The sequence below is a fragment of the Nocardia altamirensis NBRC 108246 genome (assembly GCF_001612685.1).
Lineage (GTDB): Bacteria > Actinomycetota > Actinomycetes > Mycobacteriales > Mycobacteriaceae > Nocardia > Nocardia altamirensis.
In genome coordinates this window covers 35,532-52,251 of sequence record NZ_BDAY01000029.1, presented here as the reverse complement: position 1 = coordinate 52,251, position 16,720 = coordinate 35,532, and the positions used below count along the sequence as shown (strand labels likewise).

Below are 16,720 nucleotides of genomic sequence, written 5' to 3'. Positions count from 1 at the left end.
TGTCCGGAGGAGATCGGCATGCCCACCACCGCCACTGTGGCAATCAGCGAACAGATCCTGCTGGTCAAGGTCGCCGCCGAGGCGAACAACAACAAGTTTTACGAATTGATCCTCAGGACCGACGGAATGGTCATCGCCCGATACGGCCGAGTCGGCAGCCCCAAGGGCCAGATCAAGGAATACACCGGCGGGCAGACCACCTTCGCGAAAAAGCTGAAAGAAAAGTGCGGCGAAGGGTATCGGATCGTCCAGAACGACCAATCATCATCTGATGCTTTGTCCCCCAGTGTTGTTCAGAGTGCCGCGAAGGCGGCTCTCGGTGCCGGTGATCCCATCACCGACGAGTTGGTCGATCTGCTCGCCTCGGTCAACCGCCACACCATCCAGGTTCAATCCGGCGGTCTGATCACCCCAACCGCCAGCGGTGGAATGGAAACCGCGCTCGGCCCGGTCTCTCCTGCCGCCGTCGCGGCCGCGCGCCTCCAGCTCGACGCCGCCGCCCACGGTGACATCGACGCTGTCAACGAATATCTGATGCTGGTCCCCCAGCAGATGCCGCGCGCCCGGGGGTGGGAACACCAGTTCAGCGAGCCCCGTTTTCTCGCCGATCAACGCGACTTTCTCGACCAGCTCGACGCGGCCGTGCGCGTTGGCAGTGCAGGCGCAGCCGGAGCCCGCGCCCAATTCCGTTACCGGCTCGAGCACGTCGCCGACGACAGCGCCAAGGTCGCCCAACTGCGCCGGGCCTACGAACGCACCCGCGACCGCAGCCACGACTGTTCGGCACTGCAACTGCACCGGGTGTGGACCGTGACCGATACGACCGGCACCGACACCTGGGCAGGCTTGCGCGATCAGCTCGGCAACGTCCAATGGCTCTGGCACGGCAGCCAGCCCGAGAACGTGCTGAGCATCCTCGCGCGGGGGCTGTACTGCCCGCCCACTACCGGTAGCAGCATCCGTGTCACCGGCCGGATGTTCGGCGACGGCATCTATCTCAGCGATCACTCCACCAAAGCGCTGAACTACAGCTACGGCTACTGGGCCGGAACCCGCACCCGCCACACCCGCTGCTTCATGCTCTCGGCGCAGGTCGTGATGGGCAACGAGCTGACCACCACCGCCAGCGATACGCCACACGGCGTCGTCGCGCGGATGCGTCACCGCGACGCCGCCACCGGGCAGCCCTATCACTCGCTCAACGTCCGAGCCGGAACGTGCCGGGTCTACAACAACGAGATGATCGTGCCCGATCCCCGCCAGATTCGCTTGCGCTACCTCGCCGAATTCCGCTAGCACGCAACACTTCTCGACCCCACCATTCGTCCTGCGACCGCAACCTGGGAGGCTTTCATGTCGCACACCTATCGCATCTTCGAAACCTTCATCCCGCCCGGCGAGGCCCCGCAGCCTGTCGGCGCGATCAGTGGCGCTCAGTCCGCCGCCGATGCCGTCGGCCGTCTGCACACGATGGCCGATATTGCGCGGGCCGACGCCGAGGTCAGCGGAGTGACCCGCTACTGGGACAGCCTGATCGTGTACCGGGCGGGCGGGCTCACCGAATACGAGGTCGAGCCGCTCAACGCGTCCGGCCGTTGCGCGGCAATAGATCTCATGTCCGCCGCCCTCGATGACGCCTGGCCCGATGCGGCGTTCAGCGTCGCGCCGTGGGACAGGGACGTCCTGGTGCACTGGATCGACGGCCCCACCGAGGGCAGCGTCCGCGAATACCTTCGCTTCCTCTACATCCGGGAATTCCATATCAAATACAAGCGGTTACAACTGCGCCGCCTCTACAGCGCTCCCGCGTGGACGACGATCGCCTCGGCGATCACCACGAGCATCGGACTCGCGGTGCCGCGCACCGCGACCGGCGACATCGATTGGCGCGCCGCCGCCAGCGTCACCGTCGTCGAAGCACCCGAATCGCTGACCAGCGCGACCACCCGCACCCACCTCACCCTCGACGAGCTGCTGCGCGTCGTCGCGCACTCCACGGCAATCGATACCGACGGCCACGGGTCGAAGCGGCAGGCTGCCGCGTGACCGGCACCCCGATGCCGTCGACTCCCCCTCCCCCAGAGAGACAGACACGCATGAAAGTCATGGTCCCCCAATGCATCGAAGACACATTCGCCGGAATCACCGCCTCCGGTGATCTCGTCATCGACACCGGCACCGGCCTGGTCGCGCTGACACCGTGCTGCCAGGCGGTCGTCACCTTCGTCGACTACTCGCTGTGCTGCAAAGGCTGCTACCGCGAGGTCTCCCTCGAATATGCCGACGACCCGCACATCCACACCCCGCGCGCACAACTCACCGTGGAGATCGAACCATGAAAAGCCAACCCGATAGCGCCCCGGCGACACTCCGAACATTCACTAGCACCGAATATTTCGATATCCACGGTCATCCCGTCCTCGACGCCGACGGTCCGGCGGCCGGGCATCTAGGGCTGGGTTACCAGTTCCGCATCGGCAGGCGGCACGCCCCGGACCGATGGGTGGTCGTGGTGACCCTGTCACCAGCGTTGTACGACGAGACCGGGGCCAAGATCGTGGACTCCGCGGTCAAGCGACCCCTGACCGTCGCTGGGACGGCGGTCTACGGCGATCTCGATCTCGCTGCCGAGCCCACCGGCACCGTGCCGCAGGCCTCGATCGTTTTCGACCACTACCACCTCGCCACTCCAGCCCCCGATTCGCAGCACGCCCGCGCGGTGCACACCGCGCTGACCCAGCTCTGCGAGCAGGCCTTCGCGTTCTTCCATACCCCACACCAGTTGCACGCCAGCATGATCGACCACACCATCGGCGAGATCGCTGCCCTCGACCAGCAGATCCTCGACCACTGCTCAGCGCTGTTCCCCCGCCGCGCCGCGGCGATCCAACGCCGCAACCACCTCATCGACCACCCGCCCTCGCGCGCCGAAGACCCTGCCGCCGCGCCCGAGCACGGCCAGCCAACGCTCGCCCCGTCCCGCTCACTGCCCGACAACCCGAGGAATGCTCATGCCTAGATCCAGCCAAAGCTTCACCACCACAGAGCTTTTCCACTACTACAACCCGATCCTCGAAGCGAGCGGGCCGGTCAACGGCCCGATCTGTGTCGGGTATCACCGACCCGGAAAGAATCGCCACAGCCGCGGCAGCTGGGTTCTCGTCATCGTGTTCTCCCCGCGTCCGATCGATTCCACGGGCCACCCCTACGGCGAGCAGCGGTATGTCACCGTCGGCAAGGCCACGTACTCGGGCTATATCGAAATGACTGTCGAGCCGGAGCAGGGCGAGCAGCCGCCCTTCGGCACGTTCGGCGAGCGCCGAATTGCGCGCCACGATGCCCACTTCGACAGCTTCGGGGTGATCCCCCAGGCATTGCAGCGAGTCAGCAAACAGATCCTCACCTACTACCACACCCCGCAGCGCCTGCACGCCGCCAAGATCGACCACACAGCGCACGAGATCGTCCTGCTCGACCGAAAGATCTTGGAGCGCACCAATTCTCTGATCGCCCGCCGAGCCGCAACCCTCCAGGAATACGCACGCCTGGTGGGCGGTGACGAGCACGAGGCGACACCATCGCCCGATGTCGTACCGGCCGGAGTAGCCGCCAGCCCCGACAGCCTGCTCGAGCAGTTCCAGGAGTGCGTACGCCGACTCGATTCGATGGCGAAGGCGCACACCGACCGCGATTCCTACACCACCGCCGCCTACTGGGACGACCGCGCCGACGACCTCGAGCGCGCACTCGGGTTGGCCCGCTCTCTCACCGACTCCGCTGGATCCGGTCGGCTGCCCACGCTGTGGCACCCGCTGGGCGTGCCGATATCGACCACTACACATTGCACCTAATTAGGTGTAATGTGTAGCTATGCCCATCTCCCCCACACTCCCTTCGGCCGAGGAGATCGAAGCCGCTCTGGAGCGGGCCTACAGCGATCGAAATCGGTGCAATGCCCGGATCGCCGCGTTGTCCACGCTGGGCATCGCCGTTGCCGCCCGCCGGTATCTGCCCGCCATCCGCTGGGTGGTGCTCACCGAGAACATCGAGGGACTCTCACCGGTAGCGCTGTGCGACGGCCGCAGACCCGACCTCGAGATCAGCGAGTCCGACGACGACGCCGTGCACACCTTCATCAACGCGACCGGTCTACTGGCCTCCAACATCACCGACCCCGAAGCCGCCGGACTGACCCGCACGCAATACAACAATTTACTGCTCGACCTGGCCACCGCCCTCGACACCGGAAAGAGCTGGCTCACCAACGAATCCGATGCCGACAGCCGCGAGTACCCGGCGCGCCCGGACGCCGAGCACCAGGGCGACGCCGAGGCCGTCGCAGACGCGGTACCGGCGAACCGCAGCGGCGACCCGGTCGAGTTCTCCATCGACGACACCGCTTTCGCCACCTGGATCACCGACGCCGACGTTCTCGGCGACGCCCCGACAACCGCAAGTGATGCCCCGGCGTCGGATCTGCTGTCGCTGCTCGACAGCGCCCTGCTCGCGGGCGTGGTAGTCGGTGCGCCGCGCTGGGAACTGCTGCTCGATGTCGACAACGCAGCCCGCGATCCCGGGTTTCACCTGATCCTGCGCACACGCGCCACCGACCACATCACGGCCGGGTACACGCTCGGATTCACCCCGATGGACGATCTCTGCACCGAGCGTGACACCGCGCCCGCCGCAACCGTGCGCCGCCACCTCGATCACGTGATCGCCGTCGCCAACGCCACCCTCGGCGCGATCACCGGGCACGAGTAGACGACCCCGCCGCGCGCCGCCCTCGATCGCACGGCACACCGCGGCCACCCCGGCACGCCCGGTCGATGCCGACCGCGCCGACAAAGCACCAGCCCGAACGACAACGAGGAAGGAACACCAGCGATGCCGATCACTCTGTATGTCGACGAAACCGCCCTCGCCGCCCACCTCCGCACTGCGGACTGGGTACCCGGGTTACCCACCACCAGAACCACCTGGCGGCGGCGCTGGTCGACAACCCTGCGCACCATCATCGACGGACTCAGCGCCGCCGAACTGCTCACTAGCGACGGGCATCTGGGACAGTTCCCGGTCCGGATCCGTTACAGCCTCGTCGGCGAGACCGGCACCCGCCCCAGCAGCATCCAGCTCTGGGCAGAGACCTTCGGGGCCGACGGCATCCGGCTGGCGACAGTGACCTACCGCGACCCCGATCACTTCGCCGACCTCGTCACCGAGGCCGGCTCGCCCGACCGGGTGGCGTGCTCGGTCATACGCTCGATCCTGGCCGATCTCAACCACTGTTTCCGAAACCTCCAGCGCCTGTTGGCTGTTCGCGGTGCCCACGACACCGTCTACTACTCACTGCCGAGCCAGCACGCCCAGGCGGGTATGTCGCTGGCCGACGGACCCGACATCCGCGCGGTCACCATCGATGCCGACACCGTGAACCTCGAGCTGTGTGCCCCCGACGACTCCGAGCCCGACGCCGCCAGCCGCGAATGGCTCGAAACCATCAGCGCCCCTCTCGGCGAACGCCTCGTCCTGGCGATTTACCCCGATACCCTCGTCGACGGCAGCGGCCACCCCGACGCGATCGTGCACCACCCAGAACCCGAGAACACCGATCTGCCGCTGCACATCTACAACGAAGTCGTCAACCTGCTCGGTCCCCCGCTCAGCGCCGACACAGCACGACAGGCCGCCGCCGCGCTCGAGCGGACCACAGGCGAAGCCGACAGCCGACCACGGCATGCGCTCGACACCGGGAAGGTCGTCGCGTGAGCCTCCTGGCCAGCCGTGGCAATCTTCGCGCGGAACCGGGCCGATGACCTGGACCTCCTACGAGTTGCCCGCGCGCTATCTGCGGGCCGGAATGACCACCGCCGCAGCGGAAATCCTTACGGTGCACACCGTGGCGGGAGCGCTGATCCTCGCGACCCTGTGCACCAGGCGGCCCGACGACCCCTTCCTCGATGCAGAGTTCCGATGCAGCCCTCACACGCAATGCTGGCCCGCGGACCAGCACGTCGAGTTGAGCGTATGGCCATGGACCGAAGTCGATGCCAGCAACCACGAACACGCCCGCGCGGTACAGATCAACACGATCACCGGCAACCCGCACCCCGATCCCGGCAACCCGGGCGAGCACACCGACTCCGAACTCACCGATTTCACCGTCGACGCGGTCGCTCTGGTCCGGCTACATGTCCGCGCTGCCAACGAAACCCAGGCCATGGCCATCCTGGCCAGCACCGGCGAAGCACTGGAACCCAGCACCGGACCGGTCTCGCTGTCACCAACCACCACACTGGCCGAGGTCAGCTACCGCCACCTGCTCAGCATTCGCCGCGAATAGACCTGCACAGCAAGCGCTTTCAACCTCCATGCAATTCCGTCGGGATGACCTCGGCATGTTCTCCACGGCCGTCGACACCGATTTACATTACACCTTATTGAGGGTAATGTAATCAGAGTGAGCACTCCGGACCACTCGCACTGCGCGATCGGCGGAAACGACGACCTGCCACCGCCGATAGCCGCTGCTCGACACGCTGGCGAGCCCGCCGCCCCTCGCCGCAACACCGGCTACCGCAAAGCGGTGATCGAGCACGCCCTGGCCCACGACATCGCCCCCGGCGACGTTGCCGCCTCTCTCGGCATCACCAAACAGGCCGTGAGCCACCTGATCAACCACAGCCGGACCCAGGCCGCTTACGCCCTGCCAGTCGACACTCCCGCCTGCGACGAGAACGGCCAGCCACTGGGCGGAGACGCCCGCTGGTATGTACTCACACCCGAAACGCACTGGGACACAACTCAGATCGCCCACGTCATCGTCGCCACCGCCGCACACGGCGGCGATACCCCGGCCTCGACCGCCATCTACGCCTGTGACATCACCGGCCGCCGCCGCACACCGGAGCCGATCTTCGGCACACCGCTGCCCGTCGACGCCGACCACGACCGCGCCCTGCGCCACGCCGGATATCTCCGCGTGCAGACCCTGCCACCACCGAACCGGCTCGGCCGCAACCGATCCCGCACACGCCCGACCATCACCCGACTCTGAAAGCGAGCCCTGCCATGGCCACGCTATCGCTGCACGAAGACAACCTGTCCCGCTGCCTGCACAGCGACGACAGCATCCGCGAGACACCGCTCACCCTGCACGGCTGGCGCACCCACTGGAGCACCGCCACCCGCACGATCCTGGATTGCCTGGCCTATCACGGCGAGATCTTCTCCGCGGTGGGACTGCGCGGCGACCCACCGATCGAGATCGCCTACGACATCGTCGACGAACCCTACGACTACCCCGACAGTGTCCTGGCCTACGCCTACACCCCCAACGAAGGAATCCGACTGGCCACCATCGCCTACTTCGAGCACAACAACCTCGTCACCCACCCGGCCGATCCCGATCACTGCGAGGACCGCAGGCTCTTCGACACCCCGTTCCAGGCCGCCGAAGCGTTCGCACGGCGACTGCTCGACGACCTCAACACCCAATTCCACGCCCAGCAGGACGCCTTAGCCGACTACACGCGCCTCACCGCCTAGAAGGCGTGCACTTCATCCCGATAGGCGCTAGGGTGCTGTGCCCCAGGCGCTTTCGCGTCTCCCTCAGAGGTCGCCGATCATGAACTTGCGGGTCGCGGTGTTGAATTTCACCCGCTGGTAGCTCACCCATCGGCCCAGATGCACCATGTCCTGCGCCGTCACGCCCATCGCCCGCAGTTCCGGCCACGGCAGCAGATAGCCCTGCGGGCTGTAGATCGGCGTATCGTCGGTCCACCGCGAATACCGACCGCTCTCCCGATTGAAGATCTTCTCCGAACCCTGCACATGCGCATCCGATACCGCGATCACCCGCGCGCGCCGAACCTTCCAGCAGCGCGCCGAAGGCGGGAAGTCCTCGTCCGGCTCCAACTCACCGATCGGCTCGACCTCGTACAACGCGCCAACGCGCGGATACGGATCCGGCCGGCTCAACCCGTAGCGAATCGCGAACGCATTGCCCAGCCGCTTGAGCTCGGTGACATAGACGCACCCCGGATCGGTCGGATCGTTGCGCGTGGACAGAATGTGCTCGACATGATCCTGCGGCAACTCCGCCCGCGGCACGATGTCGTGCCCGATCTGAAACCCCGGCACCCCGCCGTGCCAGAACCGTCTGCGCTCAACATGGCGATCAGCCACAAGAATCGAGCTCTGTGGACATCGCGGCCTTCTCCGCACCGGTCACCCACAACCCATAGGCGGCCTTGACCCGGATCTGGCGGACCACATAGGTGCAGCGGTAGCCCTTGCTCGGCGGCAACCACGTCGCGGCATCGGAATCGCCCTTGGCCTGATTCGTCGGCCCGTCCACCGCCTGCAGATTCAGCGGATCGTTGGCCATGTCGCGGCGCCGCTCCGGCGAGAGTTGCTGTGCGCCTTTCTGCCAAGCATCCGAGAGCGCGACCACATGGTCGATTTGCACATCATCGGACGTGGTGGCCCCGCGGACAAAATGGATGTCCTTGCCGGTGTAGAGATCGGCGAGCTCACCAGCCGCGACCTTGCAGTCCCGTGTTCTCGGCACGAAGCTCACCTGGATGAGGTCGCGTTTGAGGATGTCGTTTCGGGTGTCACAGCCGTTGTGGCCTAGCGGCACTGACACATCATCGGACCATCGCTCTCCGAACTGGTCTCTGCTGTAGCCGGACTTCGGAGCTCGACCGGCCACCCGTAAGGCCTCAAGCTGAACCCGCGCCACCGTCGCATCGATCGTTCGACCGATCGGCGCGCACTCCTGAGTGACGCTGAGTGCGCACAGGGGGCCGGGCGCCGGCTCCGCCGAGGAGGCGGCGCATGCGCACACCAACAGGCCGGCGCACGCCGCACCGACGGCCCATATTCGATGGCGATAGCGTGAAACGGTCATCGTTGTGTCCTGTCACTGATCTTCCGACCAGGCATCCAGATGTCCAGCGGCACCGAGAGCACCGGGCTCTCGCATCGTCGCAGAGACCACCGATCAAACTGGTTAGCTGGCCACGGCGTGTCTCACGAACAACGACCGCAGTCTCACCGGCGCGCTCGCTACCTGCCAACGAGCCTGGACAGACCTCACCTTCACCGGGCAACCGCAACGCTGGACAGTTGTCACATGAGCCACACCGAACAGCCGCTCTACCAACGCGACCCCGACGCATACCAACGGCCACCTCGCCGAAGGCAACCGGCGCCAAGCACGCAAACGCATCGGCGCCGACGCCCTACTCCGCGACGAACACGGCCGTATCCTGCTCGTCGACCCCGCCTACAAACCACTCTGGGACCTCCCCGGCGGAATGTGCGAAGCCAACGAAGCCCCCGACCACGCCCTGCGCCGCGAACTCACCGAAGAGCTCGGGCTGCACCTGCCAACCACCACGGCTCTGCCCCTGCTCGTCATCGACTGGATAGCGCCCCACGGGACCTGGGACGACAGCATCATGATGATCTTCGACGGCGGAGTCCTGACCACCAAGACAATCGCAGCCCTGCGCGCAGCCGACGACGAACTCGACGGCTGGGAATTCGTCACCACCGAGGAAGCCCAGTCAAGGCTGAAACCGTATTACTGGCAACGTGTTTCAGCAGCAATAGACGCCGCTAACAGGGGAGAATGCATCTATCGGCGCACCGATACATTTCCTGTCTAGATCTACACACAGCGCACTGCTCGGGTGTAACACGAACCAGAACGAGCAGGCGGAAGTGTCGAGTGGGGGCCGGAGGCCTGATCGGCCAACCTCGCCGCCGCGAAGTCGCGGGCGGCCTCGACCTCATCATTTCGGTTGTGACGCAGCGGAATCCGGGGTCGTCATCGAGCATCGTATGGTGCGCGTCGCTGAACTCCGCAAGAGCGGCCCGGTCGAACAACGAGGTGAAGGCACTGCCTTTCAGCTCGAAGCGGTCGTGGCTGGTTTCGCTGGATTGCCATTCCCATACGTTGCCGCACAGGTCGTAGATCCCGTGGGGGCTGCCACCGGACGGTCTAGCTCTGCGGTGCAGACGCATCGATCGAGGTAGGCGGGTACACCTTCGCGGTGCTCGATTGCCAAACCGGTGATTGCGAGCGCTCGTTCCTGGCGTAGGAACGTATGGTCATCGACCGGTTCGCCCGGCCTGGCCGCGCGGTGCTGGCGATCTCCCCGGACCCAGACCCATCTCCCCTGCCGACCCAGCCCGCTCCATGAGCGTTGCCCTATCCAAACACCTTGCCCTGATCAGCAATTCACTAAGGAGCGACTGGTCATGAACAGAACTCTGGTCACCGGCTGGGAGAATAGATGCCATGTCGCATCTACCCCGGTTCAACGATCCGGTCGAGGCCTCACTTTCCGCGCGCGATTTCGATCACCCCGATTCTGTTCGACTGCTGTGTGACTACGCCAGGGAGCGGCGCGTGCTTGTCGGATTCGACGATCCGCCTAACCTGGACAAACCATCGGAGTACCAGCCTCCACGTGGACTGTTCGTCATCGCATACACAGAGCCAGAGATCCCCATCGCATGCGGTGGCATACGCACCTATCGCGATCGCAAAGGGGTCTTCGAGATCCGCAAGATGTACGTCGCACCGCAATATCGTAGGCAGGGAGTGGCCCGTCGCATCCTCCTCAGGCTCGAACAACACGCGTCTACGCAAGGCGCCCACGAGTTGCTTCTGGAAACCGGGTCGTACAACCAGGCCGCCATTCGTCTGTACACCTCGTCCGTGTATCGACCAATCCCGCCCTATGTGCAAGGAAGACCTAGCTTCAACCGCGCCTTTGCAAAGGATTGCAGAATTCCGGCTGGCGACGCTGCAACGGGATACTCGGCTTTTGACGAATGAAGCGGCCGGTCGCGAGACCGAATTTGTGCTACCGCTCCTATTCGGTCAACAATTGGCGCTATTCGACCGGACTGACCGCGTCCTCGGGCACCCACTGCCGAAAAGTCACCGACATCTCGCCGTTATGCGTGGACACCTCGAATGCCACCTCGGCCCACCAGCCGATCACTCCACCGAATCGCAGCCTCGCCCACCGGTGCACAACCGCAGGCAGCCAGTCGCCCCCGGAGCACGGATCAAGGCTGTAGGCGGCAACACCGATGGCTGGTTTGCCTTCGGATCTTCTGGTGCTGACGGGCATTACCCACGCCCGCCGCGGATCGACCCGGGCCGGGTGCGGTGTTCCCAGCCGACGGAGTGGAAAGAAACGATCCTGTTTCGCCATCACGAATTCATCCGGTCCGCGTCCAGTTCGACGACGTTGCGGCGGCGTCTGCTGCTGCTGCTGCGCGATTAGTCCAGGCCAGCCGTTGGTCACCAGCTCCTCCGAGGCGTAGCGGCGTGACGGCCCGGCGCCCGACTCGATCGATCACTTGGACGTCGATATCGACCGCGCGCACGCGTCCGCCTCCCGCGCTGAGGCCGACATAACCCGCTGTGCGGGAACGGATCTCCAGATCAGGGCGTACGAGGCCACTATTGGTGACGATCAGCACCGAGTCATGGCGGCGCACGCGGGCGATGAGGGCACGGGTGCGACTTGGCGGCGCGTCCACCTCTCCGTCGACCACCACCACATCCATTCCATCGAGCAAGACGCTGGCCACCGACAAAGGGTCCGGCCCGCTGGTGGGGATGTGGGCCAGGCGGCTGAGATCGCCGCCCAGTTCATGGAAGGCCAGCCATCCGGCCCTGGCCATGCCGAGCACCGACACCCACCGACCGCCCGCGGTGACTGCCGCCAATAGACCCAGCAGCACGTAGCCGCCTCCGCTGCAGCTCACTACAGCCCCTTTCGGCAGTCCCGCTTGTGGCAGAACTTCGCCGAGGCCGCCGGGGATCGGCACCACCCCGGCGCCGGCCGATGGCGCAGCCATTGCCGACGGTGTTGCTGCCGCGCCGCCGCCCCCGCGACGACGCTCGATGGCGTCGATGCGGGAGCGAAGATCGTCTAGCTGAGCTGCGCGACCACGCGTCGTTGCCGACGAACGGACACCAGCATCTGGCCGCCCGTCACCGCCCGCCACTTCCCGAAAATCGAACATAGGTTCGATAAGCATGACACGGCCCTGGCCGGAAGTCGAGATCCGAGCTATCGATCGGCAATCATCGCCATGACGGCTGGAACGCGGGTGAGTGCCGCGCTACGGTATCGACCGCGTTCGGTACGAACTACACCGGAATTGGCGGCCCTGGACCGGTGGTTCAGGGCCATGGCGACCTTGGCGCCGGGGCAGCTCTATCCACGCGCTTTGGAGTCCGGCGGCTCAGCCGTTTCGGCGGCGCGCTTCCGCCGGAACGGCTAGTTTCGTGCGCAACAAATGAATTCAGGTATCAATACGACTCATTGCGAAGGGACTCCCGTGGTGGATCTTGCGTTTTGCAACGTCAGCCTCGACTCGGCCCACCTGCACCGCATGCACGAGTTCCTGACCGACCGCGGATGGGTCATCATCCATCCTGACTACAACACCCTCGACGACAACGGCATGCCCACGAAACCCAGCACCAGCTGGCGCTACCCCGACAGCTTCGGCGGTGTCGCGCTGAACAGCATCGAGGGTGGTCCCTACCCGCTGGTCTGTCGCTTCGGCATAGAGTGGCTCGACCACCCGCAGTACCGGTTGGGCTTGAATGTCGACGGAGCCGGATACATGCGTGGATGCCCCGACCACACCGAGACCGAACACCACCTCGTCATCGGGAACGACGCCGGCGAACTGGACCTCACCGAGGTCGGCGTGCTGCTCGACCGCCTGGAACCCGCAGCTCGCGCGCTCAACGCACGTGATCTGATCGAATGCCGGTATTTCGGCCCATGCGGCCGGGATCTCTGACTTGGCGTACACCATGTCCGCTACCGGGCCTGCGGTCCAACCACCTGATCCACGGACACTGGGCAAAGTAGGTGATGTGAGCCAAAGCTCTCGCTCGGAGAGCGTCCTCGCGTTGCTTGACGCTGCCGCAGCGAAGGTGCAGTGCCTGCACGCTGAGCAACTGGCAGCGGAGGAGGACTACATCCGTTGCGCCGCCGCGGCGCACGAAGACGGGCACCTGGATTGGCGAGGGCTGACCGAGGTCTACGAGCGTATCCGGGCTGAGGGTCGTCCTGGATACTCGCAGCGCTGGTTGCGGCACATCCCTCACGACCTCAACTCTTTGCGCCGCTTCGCCGCGGCCACCCCGAACAACAGTGACGGCACCTGGAGCGGTGAATCCGGATGGGAAGGACTGGACAAGGACCGAATCCCGACCAACGGCACCCATGTGGCGTACGCGCTGTTCGGCAACGCGGGCGCTCCGATCCACATCAGCTTCACCTACAAATTCCGTTCGTGCGTCAAACGACTACACGAGAGCGGCCTGGAATGGGTCTCGTGGAAGGCGTGGCCGGCCTCTGACCGCAAAGACGCTGTTCGGTTACGGCGGCAGCTCGCTGAGCACTATAACTGGACCAACGTGGCCGAATCGAGCTCTGAAAGTGTCCCCGAATCCCCCACCGTCTGAGGGGATCTCGGACTTACGAGGGCGGAGGCGATGGGCCGCATGACAGTAGTGCATTCCGGCGTTCAATTACGCGTTCCCGGCGACGTGAAGCACGTGGTGGAGAACTCGCTCGGCCGGTACGTTGCCAACGGTGCGAGATCGAGCAGCTCAGGGCAGGGTAGGCCGACTGTCGGTACCTGCCAGCATTTGCCAGAGCATACGATTGGCAAATGAGTACTGACTGGTCTCGTATCGCGCGGCTGGTGCGGGGACCCGGGGGACCCGCGCTACCGATGTACCGGATCGCCCCCGTCGGGTCCGTGTGCCTCATCAGGGCGACTGATGCCTGAATTGACAGAGGATGTCGTCCAATCAGCTCGGTTCACCCAGACCGAGCAACCTGCCCTCTCCGCTGAAGGTGGTCTGCTGTTGCGGCCGTGGGTGACCGATGATGCCGAGGCTGTTTTCGAAGCGTTTCAAGATCGGGACATCCAGCGTTGGCATGTGCGATCCGCTGGTTCGATCGCCGAAGCCGACGAATGGATAGATGAGTGGAATATGGCGTGGCACATAGCGATTCGTGCCCATTGGGCGGTCGCGGAGACTAGCACCGGCCGCGTCGTGGGCAGGGTTTCGTTGAAGCACATGGACCTCGTCGCTGGGCAGGCCGAAGTTGCGTACTGGGCGATGCCGGCCGCGCGAGGCCGCGGCGTTGTCCCGCGTGCAGTCGAGGCGTTGACCGCGTGGGCCTTCGACGATGCCGGTTTTCATCGACTCGAGTTGACTCATTCAGTCCACAACGAGCCTTCGTGCCGAGTGGCGCACAAATCCGGCTTTCGTTGGGAAGGAACGAAATACAGCTCTGGGCTACATCTGGATGGGTGGCATGACATGCACCTGCATGCTCGCATCAGTCAGGCCGGCTCCGATCCCTATAGGTCCTCGGATGACAGACAGCACGCCAGCATGGCCGACTAGCAGCCGTGCTCTGGCTGTTCCCCTTGTAGTTCTGAGGCGAACGTCCAGGAGCCCTATACCGGTCAGGTAGTCTCAGGTGGTGGACGACAGCGCTCCCAAGGAGTCTTGCGGCGTTTTCGGGCTTTACGCCCCCGGCAGTCCCGTTTCACACATGACTTATCTCGGCCTGTTCGCGTTGCAACACCGCGGGCAGGAAGCCGCGGGGATCGCAGTCAGCGACCAGGGCAGGATCTGGGTCGACAAGGACAACGGCCTGGTCTCGGCCATCTTCAACGACAACCGCTTGCAGACACTGCGCGGTGATCTGGCCATCGGCCACACTCGCTATTCCACTACCGGCTCCGGTGATTGGGAGAACTCGCAGCCGGTCTATCGCGACCTCGGCGGCCATCAGTTCGCCCTCGCCCACAATGGCAACTTGGTCAACACCGCGCAGCTTGCCGAGACCCTCGGACTGCCCCCGAGCGCGGCAGGCAGCGACAGCGGTCTGGCCGCGGAGTTGCTCGCACGCGAGCTGCCCGCCGAGGCCACCGGTACCCAATCTGAACTGGTCGAAGCGTTCGTTCGCACCTTGCCGCAGTTGAGCGGTGCCTACTCGTTCGTGCTGCTGAGCCAGGATTTCCTCATCGGAGTCCGTGACCCACACGGCATTCGGCCACTGATTCTGGGCAAACTCGACAACGGCTGGGTCCTGGCGTCGGAGACGCCCGCGTTGGACGTGATCGGCGCGGAAATGGTGCGCGAGATTCAGCCCGGCGAAATGGTGGTGATCGACCAGACCGGAGTCCAGTCGCTGGCACCGTTTCCCGCCGAGCAGATCCGGTCGAAGTTCTGCTCCTTCGAGTTCGTCTACTTCGCCCGCCCTGACGGCCGGCTGCGTGGGGAGAACGTTCACCGGGTGCGTCAGCGCATGGGCGAGGCCTTGGCCAGGCAGGCCCCTGTCGAGGCCGACGCGGTCGTGCCGGTCCCGGAGTCGAGTGTGCCCGGCGCGCAGGGTTATGCGCACGAGTCCGGCATCCCGTATGTCGACGGCTTCGTGAAGAACCGCTACATCGGGCGCACATTCATCGCACCGACCCAGGAACTAAGGGCCGCCGCTGTCCGGATCAAACTCAACCCCATCCGGGAAAACATCGAGGGCAAACGCCTGGTGGTGGTGGAGGATTCGATCATCCGTGCCACAACCCTGCGTGAAACCATGCGGATGATGCGTGGCGCCGGGGTCGCCGAAATTCACCTGCGGGTGCTGTCTCCTCCGTATCGGTGGCCGTGTTACTACGGGATGGACACCACCGACCGCTCGAAGCTGGTCGCTGCACACATGACGGTCGACGAGCTGCGCGACTATCTTGGCGCGGACTCGCTGGCCTACCTCGAGCTCGACGCGATGCTCGCCGCCATCCACCCTGAGGATTCGACCGGGCTGTGCACCGCCTGCCTGACTGGTGACTACCCGATCCCGGTCCCCGTCGACCTCACCGAATTGGCCATCACACCCTCGGTGCCGCTCGCGGCTCCAGCGTCGATCAGCGGACTGCCGAGATAACGCTGGATATTGCTCACACAGCCAGCGAGACAACAGGATTCACAAGATCCCTTCTTCGGCGGCCACCGAACACGGCGAGTTCTGTCCTGTCGCGAATACATCGAGAACTAGATCTTCATCGATGTAGCGAGCCAAGCTCCACAATCCGGGCGTCGCCCTGGCGATGTCATGGACTTCATCGCCGGTGAGGGTGTAGTCGGGTACCGGGCGGCGCCAGTGTGCGCACAGCACCGTCGCCGCGGGCTCACAGTGGGAAACGACCTCGAGAAGAACCTGTTCGACAGTGGAGGCCTCGAGGTAGTAGCAGACCTCGCTGAGCACGATCAGATCGAACTGCTCCTGCGGCCAGCTCTGTCCCAGCGCCCACTGCCGGAACTCCACAGTTCCGGCATCGCAATTGTGCTCGACACGCGTGCGTGCCTCGGCCAGGGCTTTGTCAATGACATCGGTCGCGACGAGGTGGTCGCAGCGGGAGGCGAGCTCGATGCTGAGAGTGCCTATGGCGCAACCTGGTTCGAAGGCGCGTCGATAGCGAGCCTTGGGCAGGGACGCCATCAACAGTGCGCGCCGTCGCGCCTCATACCAGTGGGTGTCGAATCCCCAAGGGTCGAGCTCGTTGGCGTAGATTTCCTCGAAGTAGTTGCTGGGCACCGCTTTTGCGTTCATAGTGACGGATTCCTTTCTACGGCTGGATG

General features: G+C 64.8%; 22 protein-coding genes. 16 read left to right on the top strand and 6 right to left on the bottom strand.

All coding sequences use genetic code 11. The annotated features are described in order from the left end of the window. The first annotated feature begins 18 nt into the window (after positions 1-18). From NA11_RS16990 to NA11_RS16945, 10 genes are all read left to right on the top strand, one after another. On the top strand, positions 19-1,296 hold the full coding sequence (locus NA11_RS16990; protein ID WP_069162881.1) for a WGR domain-containing protein: 1,278 nt from the start codon (positions 19-21) through the stop codon (positions 1,294-1,296). Between the two features lie 57 nt (positions 1,297-1,353). Continuing rightward, entirely contained in the window at positions 1,354-2,046 is a 693-nt protein-coding gene (locus NA11_RS16985) for an LPD29 domain-containing protein (RefSeq protein WP_069162880.1), read from the top strand. Positions 2,047-2,096: 50 nt separating this feature from the next. Further along, positions 2,097-2,339: a hypothetical protein gene (locus NA11_RS16980; RefSeq protein ID WP_069162879.1), complete on the top strand. Its 243-nt coding sequence runs from the start codon at positions 2,097-2,099 to the stop codon at positions 2,337-2,339. Further along, positions 2,336-3,019 carry a hypothetical protein gene (locus NA11_RS16975; RefSeq protein ID WP_069162878.1) on the top strand — a complete coding sequence of 228 codons (684 nt, stop codon included), beginning with the start codon at positions 2,336-2,338 and terminating at the stop codon, positions 3,017-3,019. Before NA11_RS16980 ends, NA11_RS16975 begins: the two co-directional genes overlap by 4 nt. Continuing rightward, entirely contained in the window at positions 3,012-3,851 is an 840-nt protein-coding gene (locus NA11_RS16970) for a hypothetical protein (protein ID WP_141717639.1), read from the top strand. Before NA11_RS16975 ends, NA11_RS16970 begins: the two co-directional genes overlap by 8 nt. Positions 3,852-3,870: 19 nt before the next feature. Beyond that, positions 3,871-4,764 (top strand): hypothetical protein, encoded by an 894-nt coding sequence (locus NA11_RS16965; RefSeq protein ID WP_069162876.1) that lies wholly within the window; start codon positions 3,871-3,873, stop codon positions 4,762-4,764. Between the two features lie 123 nt (positions 4,765-4,887). Next, a complete protein-coding gene (locus NA11_RS16960) occupies positions 4,888-5,769 on the top strand; it encodes a hypothetical protein (RefSeq protein WP_069162875.1) in 882 nt (293 codons plus the stop codon). A gap of 43 nt (positions 5,770-5,812) precedes the next feature. Next, positions 5,813-6,343, top strand: coding sequence for a hypothetical protein (locus NA11_RS16955; RefSeq protein WP_069162874.1), 531 nt, complete (start codon positions 5,813-5,815; stop codon positions 6,341-6,343). 117 nt (positions 6,344-6,460) lie between these two features. Beyond that, positions 6,461-7,057: a hypothetical protein gene (locus NA11_RS16950; protein ID WP_069162873.1), complete on the top strand. Its 597-nt coding sequence runs from the start codon at positions 6,461-6,463 to the stop codon at positions 7,055-7,057. Between the two features lie 14 nt (positions 7,058-7,071). Continuing rightward, positions 7,072-7,548, top strand: a complete 477-nt coding sequence (locus tag NA11_RS16945) for a hypothetical protein (protein WP_069162872.1) — start codon at positions 7,072-7,074, stop codon at positions 7,546-7,548. Positions 7,549-7,611: 63 nt separating this feature from the next. Here the strand turns inward: NA11_RS16945 and NA11_RS16940 are convergent, their stop codons facing one another. Continuing rightward, positions 7,612-8,187 (bottom strand): hypothetical protein, encoded by a 576-nt coding sequence (locus tag NA11_RS16940; RefSeq protein ID WP_069162871.1) that lies wholly within the window; start codon positions 8,185-8,187, stop codon positions 7,612-7,614. Next, on the bottom strand, positions 8,180-8,650 hold the full coding sequence (locus tag NA11_RS47175; RefSeq protein WP_369691134.1) for an HNH endonuclease family protein: 471 nt from the start codon (positions 8,648-8,650) through the stop codon (positions 8,180-8,182). Before NA11_RS47175 ends, NA11_RS16940 begins: the two co-directional genes overlap by 8 nt. Positions 8,651-9,233: 583 nt before the next feature. Here NA11_RS47175 and NA11_RS16930 point away from each other — a divergent pair. Next, complete coding sequence (locus NA11_RS16930; protein ID WP_141717638.1) at positions 9,234-9,677, top strand: NUDIX domain-containing protein; 444 nt, start codon at positions 9,234-9,236, stop codon at positions 9,675-9,677. Here the strand turns inward: NA11_RS16930 and NA11_RS47390 are convergent. Continuing rightward, positions 9,628-10,035, bottom strand: coding sequence for an SUMF1/EgtB/PvdO family nonheme iron enzyme (locus NA11_RS47390; protein WP_501193646.1), 408 nt, complete (start codon positions 10,033-10,035; stop codon positions 9,628-9,630). The two genes, NA11_RS16930 and NA11_RS47390, sit on opposite strands and share 50 nt — an antisense overlap. Positions 10,036-10,312: 277 nt before the next feature. On the opposite strand from NA11_RS47390, the gene NA11_RS43910 reads away from it, so the two are divergent. Then, positions 10,313-10,855, top strand: coding sequence for a GNAT family N-acetyltransferase (locus NA11_RS43910; protein ID WP_084654695.1), 543 nt, complete (start codon positions 10,313-10,315; stop codon positions 10,853-10,855). Between the two features lie 58 nt (positions 10,856-10,913). Here NA11_RS43910 and NA11_RS16920 read toward each other — a convergent pair whose 3' ends face one another. Both NA11_RS16920 and imuA' read right to left on the bottom strand, forming a co-directional pair. Then, the gene (locus NA11_RS16920) at positions 10,914-11,156 is read right to left on the bottom strand and encodes a hypothetical protein (protein WP_069162867.1); all 243 of its coding nucleotides are present in this window, start codon (positions 11,154-11,156) and stop codon (positions 10,914-10,916) included. 91 nt (positions 11,157-11,247) lie between these two features. Next, on the bottom strand, positions 11,248-11,892 hold the full coding sequence (imuA', locus tag NA11_RS44800; RefSeq protein ID WP_501193645.1) for a DnaE2-dependent mutagenesis accessory factor ImuA': 645 nt from the start codon (positions 11,890-11,892) through the stop codon (positions 11,248-11,250). A 489-nt stretch (positions 11,893-12,381) separates the two neighbouring features. Here imuA' and NA11_RS16910 point away from each other — a divergent pair, with 489 nt between their 5' ends. From NA11_RS16910 to purF, 4 genes are all read left to right on the top strand, one after another. Next, positions 12,382-12,852 carry a hypothetical protein gene (locus NA11_RS16910; protein ID WP_141717636.1) on the top strand — a complete coding sequence of 157 codons (471 nt, stop codon included), beginning with the start codon at positions 12,382-12,384 and terminating at the stop codon, positions 12,850-12,852. Between the two features lie 76 nt (positions 12,853-12,928). Next, positions 12,929-13,522, top strand: a complete 594-nt coding sequence (locus NA11_RS16905; RefSeq protein ID WP_141717635.1) for a hypothetical protein — start codon at positions 12,929-12,931, stop codon at positions 13,520-13,522. 321 nt (positions 13,523-13,843) lie between these two features. Next, a complete protein-coding gene (locus NA11_RS43905) occupies positions 13,844-14,479 on the top strand; it encodes a GNAT family N-acetyltransferase (RefSeq protein ID WP_084654694.1) in 636 nt (211 codons plus the stop codon). 76 nt (positions 14,480-14,555) lie between these two features. After that, positions 14,556-16,025: an amidophosphoribosyltransferase gene (gene purF / locus NA11_RS16895; protein WP_084654693.1), complete on the top strand. Its 1,470-nt coding sequence runs from the start codon at positions 14,556-14,558 to the stop codon at positions 16,023-16,025. Positions 16,026-16,064: 39 nt separating this feature from the next. Here the strand turns inward: purF and NA11_RS16890 are convergent, their stop codons facing one another. Next, positions 16,065-16,691, bottom strand: coding sequence for an SAM-dependent methyltransferase (locus tag NA11_RS16890; protein ID WP_069162861.1), 627 nt, complete (start codon positions 16,689-16,691; stop codon positions 16,065-16,067). Positions 16,692-16,720 lie beyond the last annotated feature (29 nt).